The organism is Roseomonas sp. CAU 1739 (assembly GCF_039839775.1).
Lineage (GTDB): Bacteria > Pseudomonadota > Alphaproteobacteria > Acetobacterales > Acetobacteraceae > Neoroseomonas.
Genome location: NZ_JBDOQQ010000005.1, coordinates 74,766 through 94,764, shown reverse-complemented (window position 1 = coordinate 94,764; position 19,999 = coordinate 74,766). Strand labels below are relative to the sequence as shown.

The 19,999-nt window shown below is 69.4% G+C and carries 22 protein-coding genes; 15 read left to right on the top strand and 7 right to left on the bottom strand.

Annotated elements, in window-relative coordinates:
- Window positions 1-40 precede the first annotated feature (40 nt).
- Window positions 41-805 (top strand): molybdopterin-binding protein, encoded by a 765-nt coding sequence (locus tag AAFN86_RS10625; RefSeq protein ID WP_347543284.1) that lies wholly within the window; start codon window positions 41-43, stop codon window positions 803-805.
- A 57-nt stretch (window positions 806-862) separates the two neighbouring features.
- Here the strand turns inward: AAFN86_RS10625 and ybaL are convergent, their stop codons facing one another.
- Entirely contained in the window at window positions 863-2,527 is a 1,665-nt protein-coding gene (ybaL, locus tag AAFN86_RS10620; protein WP_347543283.1) for a YbaL family putative K(+) efflux transporter, read from the bottom strand.
- Between the two features lie 115 nt (window positions 2,528-2,642).
- On the opposite strand from ybaL, the gene AAFN86_RS10615 reads away from it, so the two are divergent.
- From AAFN86_RS10615 to AAFN86_RS10590, 6 genes are all read left to right on the top strand, one after another.
- Window positions 2,643-2,873: a helix-turn-helix transcriptional regulator gene (locus AAFN86_RS10615; RefSeq protein ID WP_347543282.1), complete on the top strand. Its 231-nt coding sequence runs from the start codon at window positions 2,643-2,645 to the stop codon at window positions 2,871-2,873.
- Between the two features lie 91 nt (window positions 2,874-2,964).
- Window positions 2,965-4,998: a transketolase gene (gene tkt, locus AAFN86_RS10610; RefSeq protein ID WP_347543484.1), complete on the top strand. Its 2,034-nt coding sequence runs from the start codon at window positions 2,965-2,967 to the stop codon at window positions 4,996-4,998.
- 35 nt (window positions 4,999-5,033) lie between these two features.
- Window positions 5,034-6,056, top strand: a complete 1,023-nt coding sequence (gap, locus tag AAFN86_RS10605) for a type I glyceraldehyde-3-phosphate dehydrogenase (RefSeq protein WP_188965694.1) — start codon at window positions 5,034-5,036, stop codon at window positions 6,054-6,056.
- A 111-nt stretch (window positions 6,057-6,167) separates the two neighbouring features.
- Entirely contained in the window at window positions 6,168-6,575 is a 408-nt protein-coding gene (locus AAFN86_RS10600) for a DoxX family protein (protein WP_347543281.1), read from the top strand.
- A 151-nt stretch (window positions 6,576-6,726) separates the two neighbouring features.
- Window positions 6,727-7,257, top strand: coding sequence for a flavin reductase family protein (locus AAFN86_RS10595; protein WP_347543280.1), 531 nt, complete (start codon window positions 6,727-6,729; stop codon window positions 7,255-7,257).
- A gap of 157 nt (window positions 7,258-7,414) precedes the next feature.
- Window positions 7,415-7,669 carry a hypothetical protein gene (locus tag AAFN86_RS10590; RefSeq protein WP_347543279.1) on the top strand — a complete coding sequence of 85 codons (255 nt, stop codon included), beginning with the start codon at window positions 7,415-7,417 and terminating at the stop codon, window positions 7,667-7,669.
- Window positions 7,670-7,701: 32 nt separating this feature from the next.
- Here the strand turns inward: AAFN86_RS10590 and AAFN86_RS10585 are convergent, their stop codons facing one another.
- The 4 genes from AAFN86_RS10585 to AAFN86_RS10570 all read right to left on the bottom strand — a co-directional run bounded on the left by AAFN86_RS10585 (window position 7,702) and on the right by AAFN86_RS10570 (window position 10,780).
- Window positions 7,702-8,298, bottom strand: coding sequence for a TMEM175 family protein (locus tag AAFN86_RS10585; protein ID WP_347543278.1), 597 nt, complete (start codon window positions 8,296-8,298; stop codon window positions 7,702-7,704).
- A gap of 218 nt (window positions 8,299-8,516) precedes the next feature.
- The gene (locus AAFN86_RS10580; protein ID WP_347543277.1) at window positions 8,517-9,446 is read right to left on the bottom strand and encodes a tripartite tricarboxylate transporter substrate-binding protein; all 930 of its coding nucleotides are present in this window, start codon (window positions 9,444-9,446) and stop codon (window positions 8,517-8,519) included.
- Window positions 9,447-9,801: 355 nt separating this feature from the next.
- Complete coding sequence (locus AAFN86_RS10575; protein WP_347543276.1) at window positions 9,802-10,170, bottom strand: hypothetical protein; 369 nt, start codon at window positions 10,168-10,170, stop codon at window positions 9,802-9,804.
- Window positions 10,171-10,357: 187 nt separating this feature from the next.
- A complete protein-coding gene (locus AAFN86_RS10570) occupies window positions 10,358-10,780 on the bottom strand; it encodes a DUF6636 domain-containing protein (protein ID WP_347543275.1) in 423 nt (140 codons plus the stop codon).
- 32 nt (window positions 10,781-10,812) lie between these two features.
- On the opposite strand from AAFN86_RS10570, the gene AAFN86_RS10565 reads away from it, so the two are divergent.
- From AAFN86_RS10565 to AAFN86_RS10550, 4 genes are all read left to right on the top strand, one after another.
- Entirely contained in the window at window positions 10,813-12,006 is a 1,194-nt protein-coding gene (locus AAFN86_RS10565; RefSeq protein ID WP_347543274.1) for a phosphoglycerate kinase, read from the top strand.
- 301 nt (window positions 12,007-12,307) lie between these two features.
- Complete coding sequence (locus AAFN86_RS10560; RefSeq protein ID WP_347543273.1) at window positions 12,308-12,517, top strand: hypothetical protein; 210 nt, start codon at window positions 12,308-12,310, stop codon at window positions 12,515-12,517.
- Between the two features lie 82 nt (window positions 12,518-12,599).
- Window positions 12,600-13,136 carry an NUDIX hydrolase gene (locus AAFN86_RS10555; protein ID WP_347543272.1) on the top strand — a complete coding sequence of 179 codons (537 nt, stop codon included), beginning with the start codon at window positions 12,600-12,602 and terminating at the stop codon, window positions 13,134-13,136.
- A complete protein-coding gene (locus tag AAFN86_RS10550) occupies window positions 13,133-13,543 on the top strand; it encodes a hypothetical protein (RefSeq protein WP_347543271.1) in 411 nt (136 codons plus the stop codon). Before AAFN86_RS10555 ends, AAFN86_RS10550 begins: the two co-directional genes overlap by 4 nt.
- On the opposite strand, the gene AAFN86_RS10545 is transcribed toward AAFN86_RS10550, so the two are convergent.
- Together AAFN86_RS10545 and AAFN86_RS10540 are read right to left on the bottom strand one after the other, a co-directional pair.
- Window positions 13,537-15,261: a tetratricopeptide repeat protein gene (locus tag AAFN86_RS10545; RefSeq protein WP_347543270.1), complete on the bottom strand. Its 1,725-nt coding sequence runs from the start codon at window positions 15,259-15,261 to the stop codon at window positions 13,537-13,539. The genes AAFN86_RS10550 and AAFN86_RS10545 overlap by 7 nt on opposite strands.
- On the bottom strand, window positions 15,261-15,542 hold the full coding sequence (locus AAFN86_RS10540; protein ID WP_347543269.1) for a BolA family protein: 282 nt from the start codon (window positions 15,540-15,542) through the stop codon (window positions 15,261-15,263). The genes AAFN86_RS10545 and AAFN86_RS10540 overlap by 1 nt, the downstream gene beginning before the upstream one ends.
- A gap of 179 nt (window positions 15,543-15,721) precedes the next feature.
- On the opposite strand from AAFN86_RS10540, the gene AAFN86_RS10535 reads away from it, so the two are divergent.
- From AAFN86_RS10535 to cobT, 4 genes are read left to right on the top strand one after another with little or no spacing between them, the layout of a single operon-like run.
- Entirely contained in the window at window positions 15,722-16,240 is a 519-nt protein-coding gene (locus AAFN86_RS10535; RefSeq protein ID WP_347543268.1) for a J domain-containing protein, read from the top strand.
- A gap of 57 nt (window positions 16,241-16,297) precedes the next feature.
- Window positions 16,298-17,302, top strand: coding sequence for a cobaltochelatase subunit CobS (gene cobS, locus AAFN86_RS10530; protein ID WP_347543267.1), 1,005 nt, complete (start codon window positions 16,298-16,300; stop codon window positions 17,300-17,302).
- Between the two features lie 3 nt (window positions 17,303-17,305).
- Window positions 17,306-17,935 (top strand): glutathione S-transferase family protein, encoded by a 630-nt coding sequence (locus AAFN86_RS10525; protein WP_347543266.1) that lies wholly within the window; start codon window positions 17,306-17,308, stop codon window positions 17,933-17,935.
- Window positions 17,932-19,806: a cobaltochelatase subunit CobT gene (gene cobT / locus AAFN86_RS10520; RefSeq protein ID WP_347543265.1), complete on the top strand. Its 1,875-nt coding sequence runs from the start codon at window positions 17,932-17,934 to the stop codon at window positions 19,804-19,806. Before AAFN86_RS10525 ends, cobT begins: the two co-directional genes overlap by 4 nt.
- Window positions 19,807-19,999 lie beyond the last annotated feature (193 nt).

The following is a 19,999-nucleotide window of genomic DNA, read 5'->3' as shown; positions in this document are numbered from 1 at the left end:
CGGGTCCCGCCTATCCTGACCGGACCCGAAGGAGCCCGCCATGCCCAACCCGACCGCCTGCCTGCTCATCATCGGCAATGAGGTGCTGTCGGGCCGCACCAAGGATGCCAACCTGCAGTTCATTGCCACCAGGCTCGGCGAGATCGGCATCCCGCTGCGCGAGGTGCGCGTCATCCCCGACGTGCCGGCCACCATCATCGGCACCGTCAACGAGGTCCGCGCCAAATACGACCATGTCTTCACCACCGGCGGCATCGGCCCGACGCATGACGACATCACCAGCGAATGCGTCGCCGGCGCCTTCGGCGTGCCGTGGGAACCGCACCCCGAAGCCTGGCGGCGCCTCGAATCCCACTACGCGCGGCTGACCCCACCCGGGGATTTCAACGCGGCCCGGCAGCGCATGGCCACCATGCCGCGCGGGGCGGAGCTGATCGACAACATCATCTCCATCGCGCCCGGCTTCACCATGGGCAATGTCCACGTCATGGCCGGCGTGCCGCGCATCATGCAGGCGATGTTCGAGGCCCTGGCCCCCACGCTGAAGGGCGGCCCGCCCATCGTTTCCGCCGCGGTGCACGCCAACGGCCTGATGGAAGGGCGCATCGCCGAGGGCCTGGCCGAGATCCAGCACCGCTACCCGGCGATCGATATCGGTTCCTATCCCTACTACCGCCCTGGTGGCGGCGGGGTCGCGGTGGTCGCGAAAGGCACCGACCCGGAGGAAGTGAAGCAGGCCGCGCATGACGTGCTGGTCTTCATGCGCGCCTGCGGCGGACATCCGGTCGAAGGCGAGCCGGACTGAGGCCGCCGGCGCGGCGAAGCCCGCCCCCTCAACCTTCACCGACCAGGCCGCTGCGGTTCAATGCCCGCTTGCGGGCCGCGCGCCGGGGCGCCCAAGCGCACGTTCGAGCATCCGGTGCGCGATCTCCCGTTCGCCCATCACCGTCAGGGTCGCGCCCAGCCTGGTGAGGTGTTCCATCGCCTCATCCGAATCCGCCCGGGCGAGGATCTCGACGCCGGCCTTCGCCGCGCGCGCCTGCTCGACCACCTGACCCGCCTCGAAGGCTTCGGGGATGGCGACGAAGACGCGACGGGCATTGGCGATGTCCGCCTCGGCCAGCACTTCGGGGTCGGCGGCGTTGCCGGTGATGACGCGGGCCCCGTCGCGCCGGGCTGCCGCGACGGCTTCCTCGCCGGCCTCGATCACCACCACGCTGCGGCCGGCCGCGGCCAGCCGCTTGCCCACCAGGCCGCCGACGCGGCCATAGCCGACCACCACCTCATGGCCTGCCTCGACCGCGACGGCGGCGGTGGGTGGCGGCGGCACCGGGGACCGCATGGCGGCGGGCAGGCGGCGCTCGACCGCGAGGAACAGTAGCGGATTGACCAGGATGGACAGGATCGCGCCGGCCAGCACCAGGTCGCGCCCTTCCGCCGGCAGCACGGCGAGCGACACGCCGAGCCCAGCCAGGATGAACGAGAATTCGCCAATCTGCGCGAGCGACGCCGCGATGGTCAGCGCCGTGCCGTGGCCATGCCCGAACAGCCGCACGATTCCATAGGCCGCGACCGACTTGCCCACCACGATGATCAGCACCGTCGCCACGACGCCAATCGGGTCGCGCAGCAACACGGTCGGGTCGAACAGCATGCCGACCGAGACGAAGAACAGCACCGCGAAGGCATCGCGCAGCGGCATGGCTTCCTCGGCCGCGCGCTGGGACAGCTTGCTTTCCGACAGCACCATGCCGGCGAAGAAGGCGCCGAGCGCGAAGGACACGCCGAACAGCTTCGCCGCGCCGAAGGCGACACCCAGCGCGATCACATAGACCGCGAGGCGGAACAGTTCCCGCGACCCGGTATGCGCGACGTAGTGCAGCAGCCACGGGATGGCCCGCCGGCCGATGATCAGCATCGCCGCGCCGAAAACGGCGACCTTGCCGAAGGTGAGCCCCAGCGTCAGCGCAAGGTCCCCCGCCGCGAACTGGCCCGCGAATGACGACCCCGCCAGCGCCGGCAGCAGCACCAGGGCGAGCACCATGGCCAGGTCCTCGACCACCAGCCAGCCCACCGCGATGCGGCCGCGTTCGCTGTCCATCAGCCGGCGTTCCTGCAGCGCGCGGACCAGGACGACGGTGGAAGCGACGGACAGCGCCAGGCCGAACACCACGCCCGCCACCACCGACCAGCCCAGCATCCAGGCGAGACCGAAGCCGAGCAGCGTGGCGACGGCGATCTGCACGACCGCGCCGGGGATCGCGATGGCGCCCACCGATACCAGGTCGCGCCAGGAAAAATGCAGCCCGACGGCGAACATCAGCAGGATGATGCCGATCTCGGCGAGTTCGCCGGCCAGCGATGCATCGGCAATGAAGCCCGGCGTGAAGGGGCCGACCGCCACGCCCGCCAGCAGGTAGCCCACCAGCGGCGAGATGCGCAGCCGCTGCGCCGCCAGGCCGAAGGTGAAGGCCAGCGCAAGGCCGACCACGATCGTCGTGATCAGTGGGGTCCCATGGTCGGCCATTGGCCCTCCTCGTGCTGTGATGAGATGTGAGGCATGCAGTTGGGCAAGGCAGGGTCGCATTTCAACGAAATTCATCAATATTGACGTTCAACACCAACACACCCATCTGACCGCCATGTCGCTGACCCCGCCGCAATGCCGCGCCGCCCGCGCGCTGCTGGACTGGACGCAAGGCGAGCTGGCCCGGCGCGCCGCCGTTAGCCCGGGTACGGTGCGCGGCTTTGAATGCAGCCGCCATGTGCTGCACCGCGCGACGCTCGCTGCGATCCGCCAGGCGATCGAGGCCGCGGGTGTTGTGCTGCTCGACCCCGATGCCGCGGGTGGGGAGGGCGTGCGGCGCGCATGACCGCCCCCCGCCGCGCCCGGTTGCCCCCAGGCGACCCCGCCTCTATAGCGGCCGGGCCCCCGTTGCAGCCGCAGGTGTCCACTTGGCCAGCATAGCCCCCACGCCCGACGCCTCCCTCAACCCGGCGCTCGCCGTCCAGGCTGAGATCCTTGCCCGCCCGGTCGCGGAGACGCGGCGCCTTGCCGATGCCATCCGTGCGCTTGCCATCGATGCGGTGGAGGCGGCGAAGTCCGGCCACCCCGGCATGCCGATGGGCATGGCCGATGTGGCGACAGTGCTGTTCACGAAGTTCCTGAAATACGACGCGGCCGATCCGCGCTGGGCCGATCGCGACCGCTTCGTGCTGTCGGCCGGCCATGGGTCGATGCTGCTGTATTCGCTGCTGCACCTGGCAGGGTATGCCGGCATGGGGGTGGATGAGCTGAAGCGGTTCCGCCAGCTGCATTCGCCCGCGGCCGGCCACCCCGAATATGGCGAGAACCCGGGAATCGAGACCACAACCGGCCCGCTCGGCCAGGGCATCGCGACATCCGTGGGCATGGCTCTCGCGGAACGCATGCTGGCGGCGCGCTTCGGCGCCTCGCTGGTCGATCACCGCACCTGGGTCATCGCGTCCGACGGCGACCTGCAGGAAGGGGTGAGCCATGAGGCCGCCTCGCTCGCCGGGCATTACGGCCTGTCGAAGCTCTGCGTGCTGTGGGACGACAACCACATCTCGATCGATGGCGACACGGCGCTGTCCTTCACCGACGACACGCTGAAGCGCTTCCAGGCCTATGGCTGGGCGGTCCGCCGCGTCGATGGCCACAACGCGGAAGAACTGGCCAGCGCGATGGCCTGGGCCACGCGCAACCGCAAGCCGACGCTGATCGCCTGCCGCACCATCATCGGCTTCGGCGCGCCGACCAAGGCCGGCACCGCCGGGTCGCACGGGTCGCCGCTGGGCGGGACGGAAGCGGCCGCCGCGAAGGAAGCGCTGGGCTGGACCGCGCCGCCCTTCACCGTGCCCGAGGACATCAAGTCGGCCTGGGAGGCCGCCGGCCGCCGCGGCGCCGGCACCCGGCGGTCCTGGCTGAAGCGCCTGGCCAAGCATCCGCAGCAGGCGGAATTCGACCGCGCCATGTCCGGCAAGCTGCCGGAATCCTGGCACGAGGCGCTGGCGGCCCTGCGCGTGAAGCACGCGGAGGAGAAGCCGAAGCTCGCGACGCGCGTTTCGTCGCAGCGCGCCCTGGAAGCGCTGGTGCCGTCCGTGCCGGAAATGGTCGGCGGTTCCGCCGACCTCACCGGGTCGAACAACACCAATGTGAAGGGCATCCCGGCCATCGCGCCGGGGAACTTCACCGGTCGCTTCGTCCATTGGGGCGTGCGCGAGCACGGCATGGCCGCCGCCATGAACGGCATGGCGCTGCATGGCGGCATCATCCCGTATTCGGGCGGCTTCCTGATCTTCTCCGACTACATGCGGCCGGCGGTGCGCCTCGCGGCGCTGATGGGCATTCGCGTCATTCATGTGCTGACGCATGACAGCATCGGCCTGGGCGAGGACGGGCCGACGCACCAGCCGGTCGAGCACCTGGCGTCCTTCCGCGCCATGCCGAACGTCTCCGTCTTCCGCCCCGCGGATGCGATGGAAACGGCCGAATGCTGGGAATTGTCGGTGAAGCGCACCGATGGTCCCTCCCTGCTGGCGCTGTCGCGGCAAAACCTGCCGGCGCTGCGCACCGACACCGGCGAGAATCGCTGCGCCCGCGGCGGCTACGTGCTGGCGGAAGCCTCCGCGGCGCGGAAGGCCACGCTGATCGCGACGGGGTCGGAGGTGCACCTGGCGATCGCCGCGCGGGAGGCGCTGGAGACCGAGGGCATCCCCACCGCCGTCGTCTCCCTGCCCTGCTGGGAAATCTTCGCCGCCCAGGATGCCGGGTATCGCGAGCAGGTGCTGGGCAGCGCGCTGCGCGTCGGCATCGAGGCGGCGATCGGCTTCGGCTGGGAACGCTGGCTCGGTGCCGATGGCATCTTCATCGGCATGACCGGCTTCGGCGCCTCGGCCCCGGCCGAGGAATTGTTCAAGCATTTCGGCATCACGTCTGATGCCGTCACGGCGGCGGTGAAGAAGCGCCTCGCCTGATCCACTGTGTTCCTGACGGGAAGGATACGAAGACCATGGCCGTGAAGGTTGCCATCAACGGGTTCGGGCGCATCGGTCGCCTGGTGCTGCGCGCTGCCTGCGAGGCGGGCCGCCAGGACCTGGAATTCGTCACCATCAACGACCTCGGCTCGGTCGAGGCGAACGCCCATCTGTTCCGCTATGACAGCGTGCATGGCCGCTTCCCCGGCGAGGTGATCGTCGAGGGCGACACCATCACCATCAAGAATGGCGGCAAGAGCTGGGGCCCCATCAAGATCACCGCCGAGCGTGATCCGTCCAAGCTTCCGCTCGCCGGCATCGACGTCGCGATGGAATGCACCGGCATCTTCACGTCGAAGGAAAAGGCTTCGGCGCTGCTGACCGCCGGCGCGCGCAAGGTCGTCATCTCCGCACCCGGCGACAACGCCGACGCCACCATCGTCTATGGCGTGAACGAGAAGACGCTGACCAAGGAGATGACCGTCATCTCCAACGCGTCCTGCACCACCAACTGCCTCGCCCCGGTGGCGAAGGTGCTGCACGACAATTTCGGCATCGTGCGCGGCTACATGGTGACGATCCACGCCTATACCGGCGACCAGAACACCGTCGATACGCTGCACAAGGACCTGCACCGCGCCCGCGCGGCGGCCGTCTCCGCCATCCCGACCAGCACGGGTGCCGCCAAGGCCGTGGGCCTGGTGATGCCGGAGCTGAAGGGCAAGCTGGACGGCACCGCCATCCGCATCCCGACGCCGAACGTCTCGCTCGTCTCGCTCGACTTCGTGCCGGCAAAGACCGAGGGGCTGACCAAGGAAGCGATCAACGCGGTGATGAAGGCGGCGTCGGAGAGCGGGCCGCTCAAGGGCATCCTCGGCTACAACACGGCGCCGCTGGTCAGCATCGACTTCAACCACAACCCGATGTCGTCCACCTTCGACGCGACGCAGACCCAGGTGGTCGATGGCGGGCTGGTCCGCGTGATGTCCTGGTACGATAATGAGTGGGGCTTCTCGAACCGCATGAGCGACACAACGGCGCTGTTCGGCAGCCTGTAAGCATTGCCGGAGGGGCACCCACCCCTCCGGTCCATCCGGTGCCGGAGGCCGCTGGCCGTCCGGCACCCTTCGCAACAACGCGGCGCTTGGCCGACGACACAGGCGGGACACATGGCCATTTCCGACAGGCTGGCACCGTTCCAGCCGATCATGCTGAGCATCTTCCGCATCATGTTCGGGCTGCTCATCCTGCAGCACGGCCTGCAGAAGTGGTTCGGCTTCCCGGCCGCCAACCCGGCCTTCGCCAATATCCAGCTGATGACGATGGTCGGCATGGCCGGGGTGATCGAACTGGTCGGCGGCGCGCTGATCGCCGCCGGCCTGTTCACGCGCTACGCCGCGTTCATCGTGGCGGGGGAGATGGCAGTCGGCTACTTCACCTCGCATTTTCCGCGCAGCTTCTTCCCGATTGCCAATGGCGGGAACCTCATCACCGCCTACTGCTTCGCGACGCTTTACCTGGTCTTCGCCGGGCCAGGCCCGCTGAGCCTCGACACCCTGCTGCGCAAGGCGCGCTGAACGCCGGGCCGTCGCTGGCGGCCCGCATTCCCGCGCACCTGTCCGAAGGGCACGCCGATCCTGTCACGGATGTGGCATGCTACGCTGCGAGAGCCGCGCGCAACGCCGATCGCCGGCGACGTCGCGGGTCTCTCCATCCGGACGGCGCGCCATGCGGACGCTCGCCCTCGACAAGGCCTACCAGCTGATTGAACCGGGACCGGTGGTTCTGCTCGCAACCAGCCATCGCGGCACGCCCAACGTCATGGCCATGTCCTGGCACATGATGGTGGAATTCACCCCGCCGCAGATCGCCTGCATCGTCAGCAACCGCAACCACTCCTTCAAGGCCCTGCGCCGCACGAAGGAATGCGTGATCGCGATCCCGCCAGTGGACTTCGCGCAGACGGTGGTGGCGATCGGCAATTGCTCGGGCGCGGATGTCGACAAGTTCGCGACCCTCGGCATCGCCACGAAGCCGGCCCGCCATATCGCTGCCCCGCTGCTGCCGGCCTGCTTCGCCAACCTGGAATGCCGCGTGATCGATACGCGGATGGTCAATGCCTACTGCATGTTCGTGCTCGAGGTCGTCCATGCCTGGATCGACCCGCAGCGGCGTGCAGCGAAGACAATCCACCACAAGGGATGGGGGCGGTTTGCGGTGGATGGGCGAATGATCCGGCTGCCATCCGGGAAAGCCTGATCGCGGCTTACCGGACACCGTCACAGCCGGATCGAGGGGGCGTCGCCCATACCGATACCCTGCCAGGACAATGGCCGCCTGGACCGCCAGGACTTAAAGCACTTTACAACTTTAGGAATTTATGCCTTTATTCGCGCACTGCGGAAAAGGGCTCCTCATGGACTCGCGTCACATCCTGAAGATCTCGCCGCAGGGGCAACTGACGCTGCGGCGGTCGGTGCGCAAGGCGCTCGGCGACCCGCGCCACATGGAATGCTGGATCGACAAGGGCACGTTGATGCTGCGCCCGGCCCTGGTCGCCACGGTGGACCAGGCCACCAGCATGTTCGGCAAGGAAGGGATCACCCGCGACGTGCTGGTCGAGGCCCTGCGCATCGTCAGGGTTCGCGGCAAGCAGGGTCCGGCGACTTGATATTAATCCTATAATCTGGCCAGGCCAGAGGATCAAGCGGAATCGGGGCGGCGCGGGTTCCCGGTCGCGAACAGGGAAATCGGCAGGATCAGCAGCCAGGACAGGCGCGCGGCCATCGGGTTCCAGAAGGCGAGGCCGATCGAGGCGACGAACAGCGCCGGGATGGCGAACTGGACCAGCAGGCCGGGTTCTCGGGACCGGGGCCGCCGGCGCCGCGCCATCAGGCTGAGCAGCAACGATGCGACCGCCATGGACGCCCCATAGACGGCGGTGGCCGCCACCCCATGGTTGCGTGACAGCAGCGCCGTGGTGAACGGCACCATCGCCACCGCGCCGAGGAAGCCCAGCGTCATCCACACCGTCGTGCCATCGGCCGGCTGTGACCCGCGCAGTATCTGCACATGGCGCAGCCACAGGGTGCCGACAACGACGAAGCTGACCACATAGCCGGCGAATTGGTGCCGCATGTCGGCCAGCAGGCCGAACAGCGCATCGCCATCCAGGTGCCCGATCCCCTCCGGCACGCGCAGTTCGAGGACGAGAAGCGTGATCGCGATGGCGATGACGCCATCGGTCAGCGCGTCGAGCCGGGCCGTGGGAATGCTGCCTTCGACGCCGTGCTCCGCCATGCCACGCCCCCACCGATGCGCCTGGCATTAAGACAAGCCGGACTGCACCGATTTCGCAAACGGGTCGCCGCGCCATGCGGTTCGATGCCGGGCCGGGGGGGGAGGGCCTCGCGTGATCGCGCGCCTGCGCGGTCGCGGAGGAGTGCGGACCAAGGGCCCGTCCAGGGCAGCGCGGCGTCACACGCCGCGCTGCGCCGGTGGGCCCGCCCGCGGCCGCGTCACTGCGCGGTGATGTTGGCTTCGCGGATCACCGCCCGCCAGCGGTCGATCTCGGCGCGGGTCATGGCCGCAAGGTCTTCCGGCGTGGACCAGCTTGGCGTGCCGCCCAGCTTGGCGAACTCCTGCATCGTGCGCTCATCGTCCAGGGCGACCTTCAGCGCTGCGTTCATCTGGTCAATGACCGGCCGCGGCGTGCCGCGTGGCGCCACCAGGCCCTGCCAATTCAGCACCTCGAAGCCCGGCACGCTTTCCGCGATCGCCGGCAGGTTGCGGGTCAGTGGGGAGCGGCGGGCGCTGGAGACGCCGAGCGGGTGCATCTGCCCGTTGTCGACATAGGTGAGCGCGCTGGACGAATTGACGAAGGCCAAGTCCACCCGCCCCGCCAGCAGGTCGGTCACCGCCTGGGGAACGCCGCGATAGGGAATGTGGACCAGCTCGATCCCCGCCATTCGCGCCATCATCGCCATGGCGAGGTGCGGCGTCGAACCGATGCCGCTCGATGCGTATTTCAGCGTGTCGGGCGCCGCCCGCGCCGCCGCGACCAGGTCGGCGACGCTGCGCAGCGGGCTGTTCGCGCCCACCAGCAGGATCGCCGAGCCGGTGGCGAGCTGCGAGATCGCCAGGAAATCATCGGCCATGTCCACCGGCGCCGCGGCAACGAGGGATTGGCTGGTCGCCTGCGCGTTGGAGGTCAGCAGCAGCGTGTAGCCATCGGGCCGCGCTCGCGCGACCTGCGCTGACCCGATCAGCCCGCCGGCGCCGGGGCGATTGTCGATGACGAGGGGCTGGCCCGTCCGCTGTGCCAGCGGCGTCGAGATCGCGCGCAGGACGATGTCGCCATTGCCGCCGGCGGCGAAGGGGATGACGACGGTGACGGGGCGGTTCGGATACTCCGCCTCGGCGGCCCGCGCCCAGGGCGATGCCAGCATCGATGCGCCCAGGGCGCAGCTTTGCCTGAGGACGCTGCGGCGGTTCGGTATCATTGGTGTTTCCCCGGTTCCGGTGCGTGGGTCCCGCGTCGATGCGCGGTGCCCTCCCGCACTGGCTTCCGGTATGCCCCGGCGCCGCCCGGTGCGCCATCGCGCGATGACCGGCGGTGCGAATGCACCGAAGGTCTGAATCACGCGATCAGACAAAAGGTTGGAGTGTGATGCGTGAACGACACTGAACGCATCGCGCCCCAATGCGTTGTGACCGACGGTGCGAACGCACCGAAGGTCTGAATCACGCAATCAGACGACAGGCTGCAGCGTGATACGTGAACGACGTCGAACGCATCACACTCTATTGCGCGCGCAGGCCCTGGTTGGTTGCGACGATGCGGCTGACCACGCAGATATTCACGTTGCGCAGTTCCGATGACTGGCCGTTGTCCCAGACCATGCGAAAATCGTAGGGACGGGCGTATTGCAAGCGGACGTTCGAAGTCTGCCCAGGCCGCAATACATTGGAACCCAGGCGATCCGGCCCCCAATTGCTGTTTCCCGTGGGATTGTAATACAGCTCATTCACGGTGCGGCCGGAATTGTTCGCGAATTGGATGCTGGAATCACAGCTCTGGGCAAGTTGCACTTGCGCCTGCCCGACCGAGACGGATGACAGGAGAAGCGGCATGGCCAGGGCGATGCCGAGGCAACGACGACGTGAAGGCATACGGCATTCCTTTTTTTGCTTCGCATCCCCATATTGAGCGAAATTTCATCCGCAGACAAATTATTGCGATCAAACGCCGATCATGGCCAGGCCCGGCGCGATCGGCCTTCGTTGCGCGCAGGCCTTGGCCGCGACCCGATACCGCCGCGGCGGCCGGTCTTCGGCGATGGTCCGTCGTCGCCGCGGGTCAGAACAGCCGCAACGCCGCCCGCGACATCTCGAAGCCGCGTCCCTCCGCATTCACGCAGCGCAGCCCGGCCTGGCTGGCCGTGCACGACAGGCCGCGCCCCTGCCAGGCACGACCGTATCCGAGCACCAGCGCCTTCGGGTCGGCCACGGTATCGCCGTGGCAGACCATCCGCGCCGGGCCGCGTGACCCGAGTTCGACGGAATCGCCGAAATCCTGCTCGCAGTCGCGCGGCCGGGGCGGACGCCGGAAGGTCGATTGCAGCACGTCGCAGCGCAGCACGCCGTCGAAGGCGGCGCAGTGGATGTTGCCCGAGGGCAACTGGAAGGCCTCCTGCGCCGATGCTAGGACCGGCACAGATGCCGCGACTGGCACCGCTGCCAGGACTCGCGTCAGCACGAACGCCGCTCGCCAGCGGATCATGTCCACCCTCCTCGCCGGGAAATTCGACGCGCATGTCCTACCGAACGATCGACGCACTGGAAGCCCGCGGCAAGCGCGTGCTGCTGCGGGCCGACCTGAATGTGCCGGTGCGCGACGGCGCGATCACCGACCGCACGCGGATCGAACGGCTGTGCCCGACCATCGCGGAACTCGCCAATGCCGGCGCGCGCGTCATCATCTGCAGCCATTTCGACCGCCCCAAGGGCCGGCGGGTGCCCGAGATGTCGCTCAAGCCGTTGCAGGAGGCGTTGTCCACCGCGCTGAAGCGGCCGGTCGCCTGGGCCGATGACTGCATCGGGCCGGAAGCCGAGGCCGCCGTCTCGGCGCTGGCCGATGGCGACATCCTGCTGCTGGAGAACACCCGCTACCATGCGGAGGAGGAGAAGAACGACCCGGCCATGGCGACGGCGCTGGCGAAGCTCGCCGATGCATTCGTGAACGATGCCTTTTCCGCCGCGCACCGCGCCCATGCCTCGACCGAAGGCGTGGCGCATCTGGTGCCCGCCTATGCCGGACGGCTAATGGAAGCGGAACTCAAGGCGCTCGATGCCGCGCTCGGCAATCCGGCGCGGCCGGTGGTCGCGATCGTCGGCGGTGCGAAGGTATCGACCAAGCTCGACCTGCTGGGCAACCTGACGAAGAAGGTCGATGTGCTGGTCATCGGCGGCGCGATGGCGAACACCTTCCTCGCCGCGCAGGGGCACGATGTCGGCAAGTCCCTGCAGGAAGCCGAGATGCACGACACTGCGCGGGCCATCCTGGACGGTGCGCAGGCCGCGAATTGCGAGATCCTACTGCCGGTTGACCTGGTGGTGGCCGAACACTTCGCCGCCAACACGCCGACGCGCACGGTGGATGTCGATGGCGTGCCGGCGGGCTGGATGGCGCTCGATGTCGGCCCGAAGTCGGAAGATGCGATCGAGCAGCGCCTGCGCGGCGCCTCCACCCTGGTGTGGAACGGCCCGCTCGGCGCCTTCGAGACACCGCCCTTCGACACCGCGACGGTGGCGGTGGCGCAGATCGTCGCCGCGCTGACCCAATCCGGTGCGCTGAAGTCGATCGGTGGCGGCGGCGACACGGTGGCGGCTCTGCGCCATGCGGGCGTCTCGGATCGCATGACCTACATCTCGACCGCCGGCGGGGCCTTCCTGGAATGGCTGGAAGGCAAGACGCTGCCGGGGGTGGCCGCGCTCGCGGACAAGTGACCGACGCGGTCGCGGCGGACTCTCCGGCCCGAGGCCCTGCCCCGGTCCGGGCGCGATCGTGCCCGGACCAGCCGCCGCACGACGGCGCCAGCGCCCTGGGCCCGGCAAACACGCCAGCGGCCCATGCCATGGGTCGCTCGAGGCAGATGCACGCATTGGTTGCTGGAAGGTTAACGGCATCGCGGCGCAGGGTCCTGCCATGCGCATCGCCCCCATCCGCCCCGTCGATCGCCGCCGCCCCCTTGAGCGCCGCTGGCAGCGATTAAGCCATTCTTCACGGCTTGGTTGGACAATGCTGTCCATGCTCAGCCTCAACGCCCTGTCGGCCTTCACCCAGGAAGTCAGCCGCAACGCCGGCATCCAGCCGGTGCGCGGGACGGAGCGCACCGATGCGTCGCGCAATGCATCCGTACCCGCGCAACGCGTGCTGCAAAGCGCGCCGCCTGTCGGCAGCGCGGCGCCCACCGGCACGCCCCTGCCCCGCGGATCCTTGCTCGACCTGAGAGTCTGAAAAGCCACGCCGGCACCGTTTTCGGGCTCGGCGCCGCAACCCCCGCTTGCATAGCCCGGGGGGCCGCCACCATGATTCACCCATGTCCCGTTTCGTCCGGCGCATCCCCGAAGGCGACGACCGCGAGCGTCTGACCTGCCCGGATTGCGGTCATGTCGCCTATGAGAACCCGAAGGTCGTCGTCGGCTCGATCGTCGCCGAGGGCGACACCGTGCTGCTGTGCCGCCGCGCCATCGAACCGCGCTCGGGCTTCTGGACCATCCCGGCCGGCTACATGGAAATGGGCGAGACGGTCGAGGAAGGCGCCCGTCGCGAAGCCTGGGAGGAAGCCCGCGCCCGCATCGCGCTCGACGGCATCCTCGCGGTCTATTCCATCGCGAGGCTCGGCCAGGTGCAGGTCATCTTTCGCGCCAGGCTTGAGGAACCGGGCTTCGAAGCCGGCCCCGAGAGCCTGGAGGTGCGGCGTTTCGCCTGGGATGACATCCCATGGGACGAGATCGCCTTTCCATCCGTGCGCTGGGCCCTGAAGGCCTGGCGGGCCGGCCCGACCGATCGCGTCGTGCTGAACCCGCCCGAGGATGCGCGCGGGATGCGCCCCTTGCCGGGCGGTGCGGCATGACCACGCGGCGGAACATCCTCGCCGCCGCCATCCTGGTGCTGACACGCCCGTCGATGGCGCAGCAGGCGCCGGAGGCTGCCACCGCCTCGGCCGCCCCCCCGGCCACCCCATCTGCGCCGCCGCGCCCGCGCGCAAGGCCGCGCCGCGCCGCCACACCGCCGCCCCCGCCCGAACCGCCGCCGCGGATCAGCCGTGGGGATCCGGCCCCTGTGCCCAACAATGACCTGGAAGCCCCGGCCCAGCGGTCGGCGCAGCGCGGGGCACCACAGCTCAACCCGGCGCTGATCGACCCGGCCTCGCCGCAGATCGGCACGTCGCGCGACGGCGCCAGCCTGCAGTCGCGCGAAGACCGTCTGCTGCGCCAACCCGCCGCCGGGGCGCGGCTGCGGCTGCCCTTCGGCTACTGAAGGCGCAGGCGTCGCCGCAGCAGCGTGACCGCCGCGCGCAGCCGTCCGGTCACCGGCACCGCGACGCTGCTGCTTCGCCCCAGGCGCAGCCACCCGAACATCCGGCGCAGCCACGGCTTCCGGCGCTTCGGCGGCGGTGGCGGTGGCGGGGCCGGGCGCTGGGCGATGAAGGTCAGCCGGCGCTCCGCCAGGGACGGCTCGCCGGGCAGCCGTGCCAGGCCGCGTTCCAGCAGCGCCACCGCCTCGTCCCGCCGCCCTGTGGCGTGCAGCGTGTCGGCCAGGCCCAGGAAGCCGTCCACCCCGTGCGGCACCGTCCGCAGGACGCGCCGGAACAGCTGCTCCGCCCGTTCCGTGTTGCCGTTGTCCAGCAGCACGCGGGCCAGCCAGGCAAGCACGGCGATATCGCCGGGCAGGCGCGCCGCGGCGCGTTGCGCCAGGGCGAGCGCCTGCTGCCGCTCACCGCGCGCCGCGACCACGCTGCTCAGGCCGAACAGCGCCCGCCCGCTGCTCGGATGCCGGGCCAGGGCGGCGCGGAACGCGCGCTCCGCCTCGGCCCCGTTGGTCGGGCCGCCGGCATTGAGCAGATGGCCAAGATGCGTGGCGAGGTCGACGTCGCCGGGTTGGACGGCATGGCCGGCACGGGCCACCGCCAGGGCCTCGGCCGGGCGGCCCAGGTCGCACAGGGCCAGGCTGAGCCCACGATGCAGGTCGGCGCCGTTCGGCTGCAAGGCAATGGCCCGGCGGAACACCGGCTCTGCGTCCGCCGGGGACCCTGCGGCAAGCAGCAGATGGGCGGCCCGGCCAACCAGCCCGGGCGCGCGGGGGGCGAGCCGTTCCAGCGCGGCGCAGGCCTCGATCGCTTCGCCGCGCCGGCCGCGGGCGATCAGCGTCTCGATCCGGTCGCCCAGCGCATCGGCGCGTTCGGCGCCGATGGTGGCGCCGGGCATGCCGATCGCCTGGCCGCGTGACCACAATGCTTCCGCGAGACGCTCGTGACCGCGGCGAAAGGCGGCGCGGCCCATCAGCCGGAACCAGTGGCCGGACAGGCCGCGGCGGCGCCGCAATTCGGCCCGCAAGGCGGCCGCATCGCCGGCCAGGGCCGGGCCGAGCACGGCACCGAAGGGTTCGCTGCCGACCAGCAACCAGATCGCCGCATGGCTCAGCAGCGGGGTGCGGATCAGTTCCACCTTACCGGCAGCCGCGACCAGGCTGGCGTGCTGCCAGTCGGGCGCATCATAGGGGTCGGCGAGGATGGCGACGAAGGGTGCGAGGTGCTGGGCGCCGACCCGCATGCCGGCATGCAGGGCCGGGCGATGGAAGCCATGGTAGCGCGGATCCCAGGGCGTTTCCGCCGGCGCGATGGTGATCTGCGGCGCCACCGCCAGGCAGGACTGCACGCCGATCCGGCCGCCATGCCGCAGCGCCCCATGCGCACCCATGCTGAAGCCATAGGCGAGGCTGCGCGGCTTGAGCACGGCGCGGACGGCATCGGCGGCCGCCTCGACCGAGGCCTCGGGAAACCAGTTCTGCCGCTTGGCGACGAAGCCGACCGCATCGAGGTCGAGCGTCTCGACCACCTCGCGCCCCCAGAAATCCGTCCCGGAGCCGCTGTAGGTCAGGTCGGAAAAGGTGACGAGGGTAAAGTCCGAGCCGCCCGGACGGTGGACGACCCGCAGTTCAGGGTCCTCGAAGAGGATGGTTGGACCCGGCGGCGCCATCAGCGGGCGGAAGCCTCCTCCGGCGTGGCCAGCTGCAGCGACAGCGCATGCAGCCCGGTGCCGAATTCCGCGGCGACCGCCGCGTGGACGGCGCGGGAACGGGCGACGCGGGATTGGCCGGCAAAGGTTGGTGAGATCACCGCGACAGTGTAATGAGTTTCGCCTTCCGGCCTGGCGCCGGCATGGCCGGCATGGCGGTGGCTGTCGTCGGCAACCGTGACGCGCGCGGGCGCGAAGGCGGTTTCGAGGGCGGTGCGGATGCGGTCTGCGCGACTGGTCATGATGCGCGTTTGTCCCGCCCCTGATGCGCGCTGCCAAGGGGAAACGGCGGCTTGCGGGATGCGCCATGTCTACCCATAACGGTCGGATGCCCCGATCTGGCAGGAAGAGCGCGCCGGACCCAGCGGACGACGGCGCGAACGCACGCCGCTGCGAGCATCCCGGCTGCGCCGAACCCGGCGTGTTCCGCGCGCCGCGCGACCGCACGCTGCGTGAATTCGTGTGGTTCTGCCTGCCCCATGTGCGCGCCTACAACGCCGCCTGGGATTACTACAAAGGCATGGGTCCAAGCGAGATCGAGCAGGCGCTGCGCGCCGACACCTCCTGGCAGCGTCCGTCCTGGCCGCTCGGCCGGCTCGGCGGCGCGGGGCGGTTCGATCCGGAATTGCTGCGCGACCCCTTCTCGGTGCTGGGGCAGGAGGCGCCCACGCCCCGCCGCCGCCCGCGCGAGGAGAACCAGCCACCGCCCGAACTGCGCGCGGCACTCGACCTGCTGGGCCTGGTATGGCCGGTCGACCAGGTTGGCCTGCGCAGCCGCTACAAGGACCTGGCGAAGCGCCACCACCCCGATGCGACAGGCGGGGACCGCAGCGCGGAAGAAAAGCTGAAGGACATCAATCAGGCGTATAGCCTGCTCAAGCGCCGGGTTCCCGCCCGCGCGGACACCGCCGCCCAGCCGGAAGCCGCTGCCGCCGGGTAGCCGGGGCGCCGCGACACGCCTAGTATGACCCTTGACCGTCACGGAACCGGACTTGCGATGAACAAGGTTGCCCAGATTTCCGAAATTCGCCCGACCTCGGCCATCGAGGCGCCCGACATCACGGTGAAGGCGCGCGAGGCCTTCGGCGTCGATATCGACATGGATGTGCCGGCCTTTTCGGTCCGCACCGAGCATGTGCCGGAGATCGACACCACCTATCGCTTCGACAAGGAGACGACGCTCGCCATCCTCGCGGGCTTCGCCTTCAACCGACGCGTGATGATCCAGGGCTACCACGGCACCGGCAAGTCGACCCACATCGAGCAGGTTGCCGCGCGGTTGAACTGGCCCTGCATCCGCGTGAACCTCGACAGCCACATCTCGCGCATCGACCTGATCGGCAAGGACGCGATCGTCCTCAAGGACGGCAAGCAGGTCACGGAATTCCGCGAAGGCATCCTGCCCTGGGCGCTGCAGCACCCCTGCGCGCTGGTCTTCGACGAGTACGATGCCGGCCGCCCGGACGTGATGTTCGTGATCCAGCGCGTGCTGGAGGTCGAGGGCAAGCTGACGCTGCTCGACCAGAACAAGGTGATCCGGCCGAACCCGTATTTCCGCCTGTTCTCCACGGCGAACACGGTCGGCCTGGGCGACACCACGGGCCTGTACCACGGCACCCAGCAGATCAATCAGGGCCAGATGGACCGCTGGTCGATCGTCGCCACGCTGAACTACCTGCCGCACAAGCAGGAAACCGAGATCGTGCTGGCGAAGATGGGCGCCGAGGGCGACCCGAAGATGAAGAAGCAGGTCGAGGCGATGGTGGCCCTGGCCGACCTGACCCGCGCCGGCTTCATCGCCGGTGACATCTCCACCGTCATGTCGCCGCGCACGGTCATCACCTGGGCCGACAATGCGCGCATCTTCGGCGATATCGGCTTCGCCTTCCGGCTGACCTTCCTCAACAAGTGCGACGAGGCGGAGCGGTCCACCGTCGCCGAGTACTACCAGCGCTGCTTCAACGAGGAAGTCTCGACGGGGCTGATGCGCAAGGCGGGGTGAGGCATGGCGTCGCGCTTCCTCCTGCACCATTCCCCGAAGTCGCGTTCCATGGGCAGCCTCTGGCTGCTCGAGGAAGCCGCTGCGCCCTATGAGGTGCAGTGGCACGATCTTGAGGCCGGCACGCACAAGGCGCCGGGCTTCCTGGCGGTGAATCCGGCGGGCAAGCTGCCGGCGCTGGTCGATCGCGGGCCGGATGGGTCGTGGAACGTGGTGGTGACGGAAGCGGTCGCCATCGCGGCGTATGTCGCCGACCTGCTCCCCGCGGCCGGGCTGGCACCCGCGATCGGCACGCCGGAACGTGCCGCCTGGCAGTTCTGGATGGCCTATGGGCCGGGCGTGGCCGAACCAGCCATGGCCGACCGCGCCTTCCCTCGAGCAAAGCCCGCACCGCCGATGGCGCTGGGCTGGCCCGACCTGTCGACGGTCCTGGCACGGATCGAGGCGGCGCTGGACGGCAAGGATTGGCTGGTCGGCAACCGCTTCACCGTGGCGGACCTCACGGTCGGTGGGCTGCTCGCCTACATGGCGATGTTCGGCATGATCCAGCCCTCGCCGGTTCTCGCACGCTATATCGGGGCGATCGATGCCCGCCCGGCGCGCCAGCGCGCCCTTGCCATGAAGGCGCCCGCATGAGCGGCAAGCAGGACCTGACCCGTCAGGAAGAATTCAAGCGCGCGACGGCCGGTGCGCTGCGCGCCATCGCGCATGCCGACCCCGAGGTGCAGGTGGCCTTCCAGCCCGGCCCCTCCGGCGTCGCGGGCAAGCGGGTGCGCCTGCCGCTGCCGACGCGCGCGCTGCCGGCGGCCGAGATGGCGAAGCTGCGCGGTGCGGCCGATGCCGCAGCACTTCGCCTGCGCCACCACGACGAATCCCTGCATGCGAGCCGCATTCCCGGCCGACGCGAGGCGCGCGAGGTGTTCGACGCGCTGGAGCAGGTGCGCGTCGAGACGGTGGGCTCGAAGCACATGGCCGGCGTGGCCTCCAACCTCCGCGCCAAGCTCGCCGAGGAATGCGAGGCCGAGGGCTATGACCGCATGACGCGGAAGGACCAGATGCCGCTGCCCGCGGCACTGGCCCTGCTGGCGCGGGAAAGGCTGTCCGGTGAACCGGCGCCCGAGATCGCGCATCGCGTGCTCGACCTGTGGCGCGATACGCTGGGCGAGAAGGCCGATGAGGCGCTGGCCGAGATGGCCACCAGCGCCGAGGACCAGACCGCTTTCGCCAAGGCCGCGCGCAAGCTGCTGACCGCGCTCGACCTGGCGGAAGCCGAGGTGGAAGCGGAATCCGAGCAGCAGGACGAGGAAGGCGAGGAAGGCGGCGAGAGCAGCCCCCAGCAGGACCAGTCCGGCGAGGGCCAGTCGCAATCCGAGCAGGAAGAACAGATGCTCGGCGCCCAGCCCGAGCAGATGCAGGGCGAGGCCGCGGAGGAGGAAGGCGAGGAGACCGAGGAGGATGGCGCCGCCGCCGACGGCGACGACAAGCCCGGTGGCCCGCAGCAACGCCGCGAAGTCCCGCAGGTTGACGACACCACGCGCTACCACGCCTTCACCGGCCAGTTCGACGAGATCGTCTCGGCCGAGGATCTGTGCGACCCGGATGAGCTGAACCGGTTGCGCCAGCAGCTTGATCAGCAGCTGTCGCATCTGCAGGGCGTTGTCTCGAAGTTGGCGAACCGGTTGCAGCGCCGGCTGCTCGCACAGCAGCAGCGCGCCTGGGAATTCGACCTCGAGGAAGGCATCCTGGACGCCGCGCGGCTGACCCGCGTGGTGACCAACCCGATGCACGCGCTGTCCTACAAGCATGAGCGCGACACCGATTTCCGCGACACCGTTGTGTCCCTGCTGATCGACAATTCCGGGTCGATGCGCGGGCGGCCGATCACCGTCGCCGCCATGTGCTGCGACATCCTGGCGCGCACGCTGGAACGCTGCTCGGTGAAGACCGAGATCCTTGGCTTCACCACGCGTGCCTGGAAGGGTGGCCAATCCCGTGAACGCTGGGTGCAGGAAGGCAAGCCGCGCAATCCCGGGCGCCTGAACGACCTGCGCCACGTCGTCTACAAGGCCGCCGATGCGCCGTGGCGGCGCGCGCGCAAGAATCTCGGCCTGATGCTGCGCGAGGGGCTGCTCAAGGAGAACATCGACGGCGAGGCGCTGGAATGGGCCTACAAGCGGCTGCTGCCGCGGCCCGAGCATCGGCGCATCCTGATGGTGATCTCCGACGGCGCGCCAGTCGATGATTCCACACTGTCGGTGAACCCGGGCAACTACCTGGAACGCCACCTGCGCAAGGTGATCCACGAGATCGAGGGGCGGAACCAGGTCGAGCTGATCGCCATCGGCATCGGGCATGACGTGACGCGGTATTACCGCCGCGCGGTGACCATCGTGGATGCCGAGGAACTCGGCGGGACGATGATGAAGAAGCTGGCCGAGCTGTTCGATGAGGATGCGGCGGAGGCCTGGCAGCGGGCGGCGGCCGAGCGGGGGCCGGTGCTGGTGTGATGTGTGTCGGAGAGGGGCGCCGCCCCTCTCCGAACCTCACCCCGCCAGGGTGCAAGGGCACCCTGGACCGCCGGAACTTGGCACTATGCGCGGCGGTTCGGCCTTCATGCGGCGCGCGTGTGGTGCACCGCGCCAAGCATCATTCGGGCGCTGGGCGCGGCACGCCTTCGGGTATTCAAAAACCAGCCCTGCC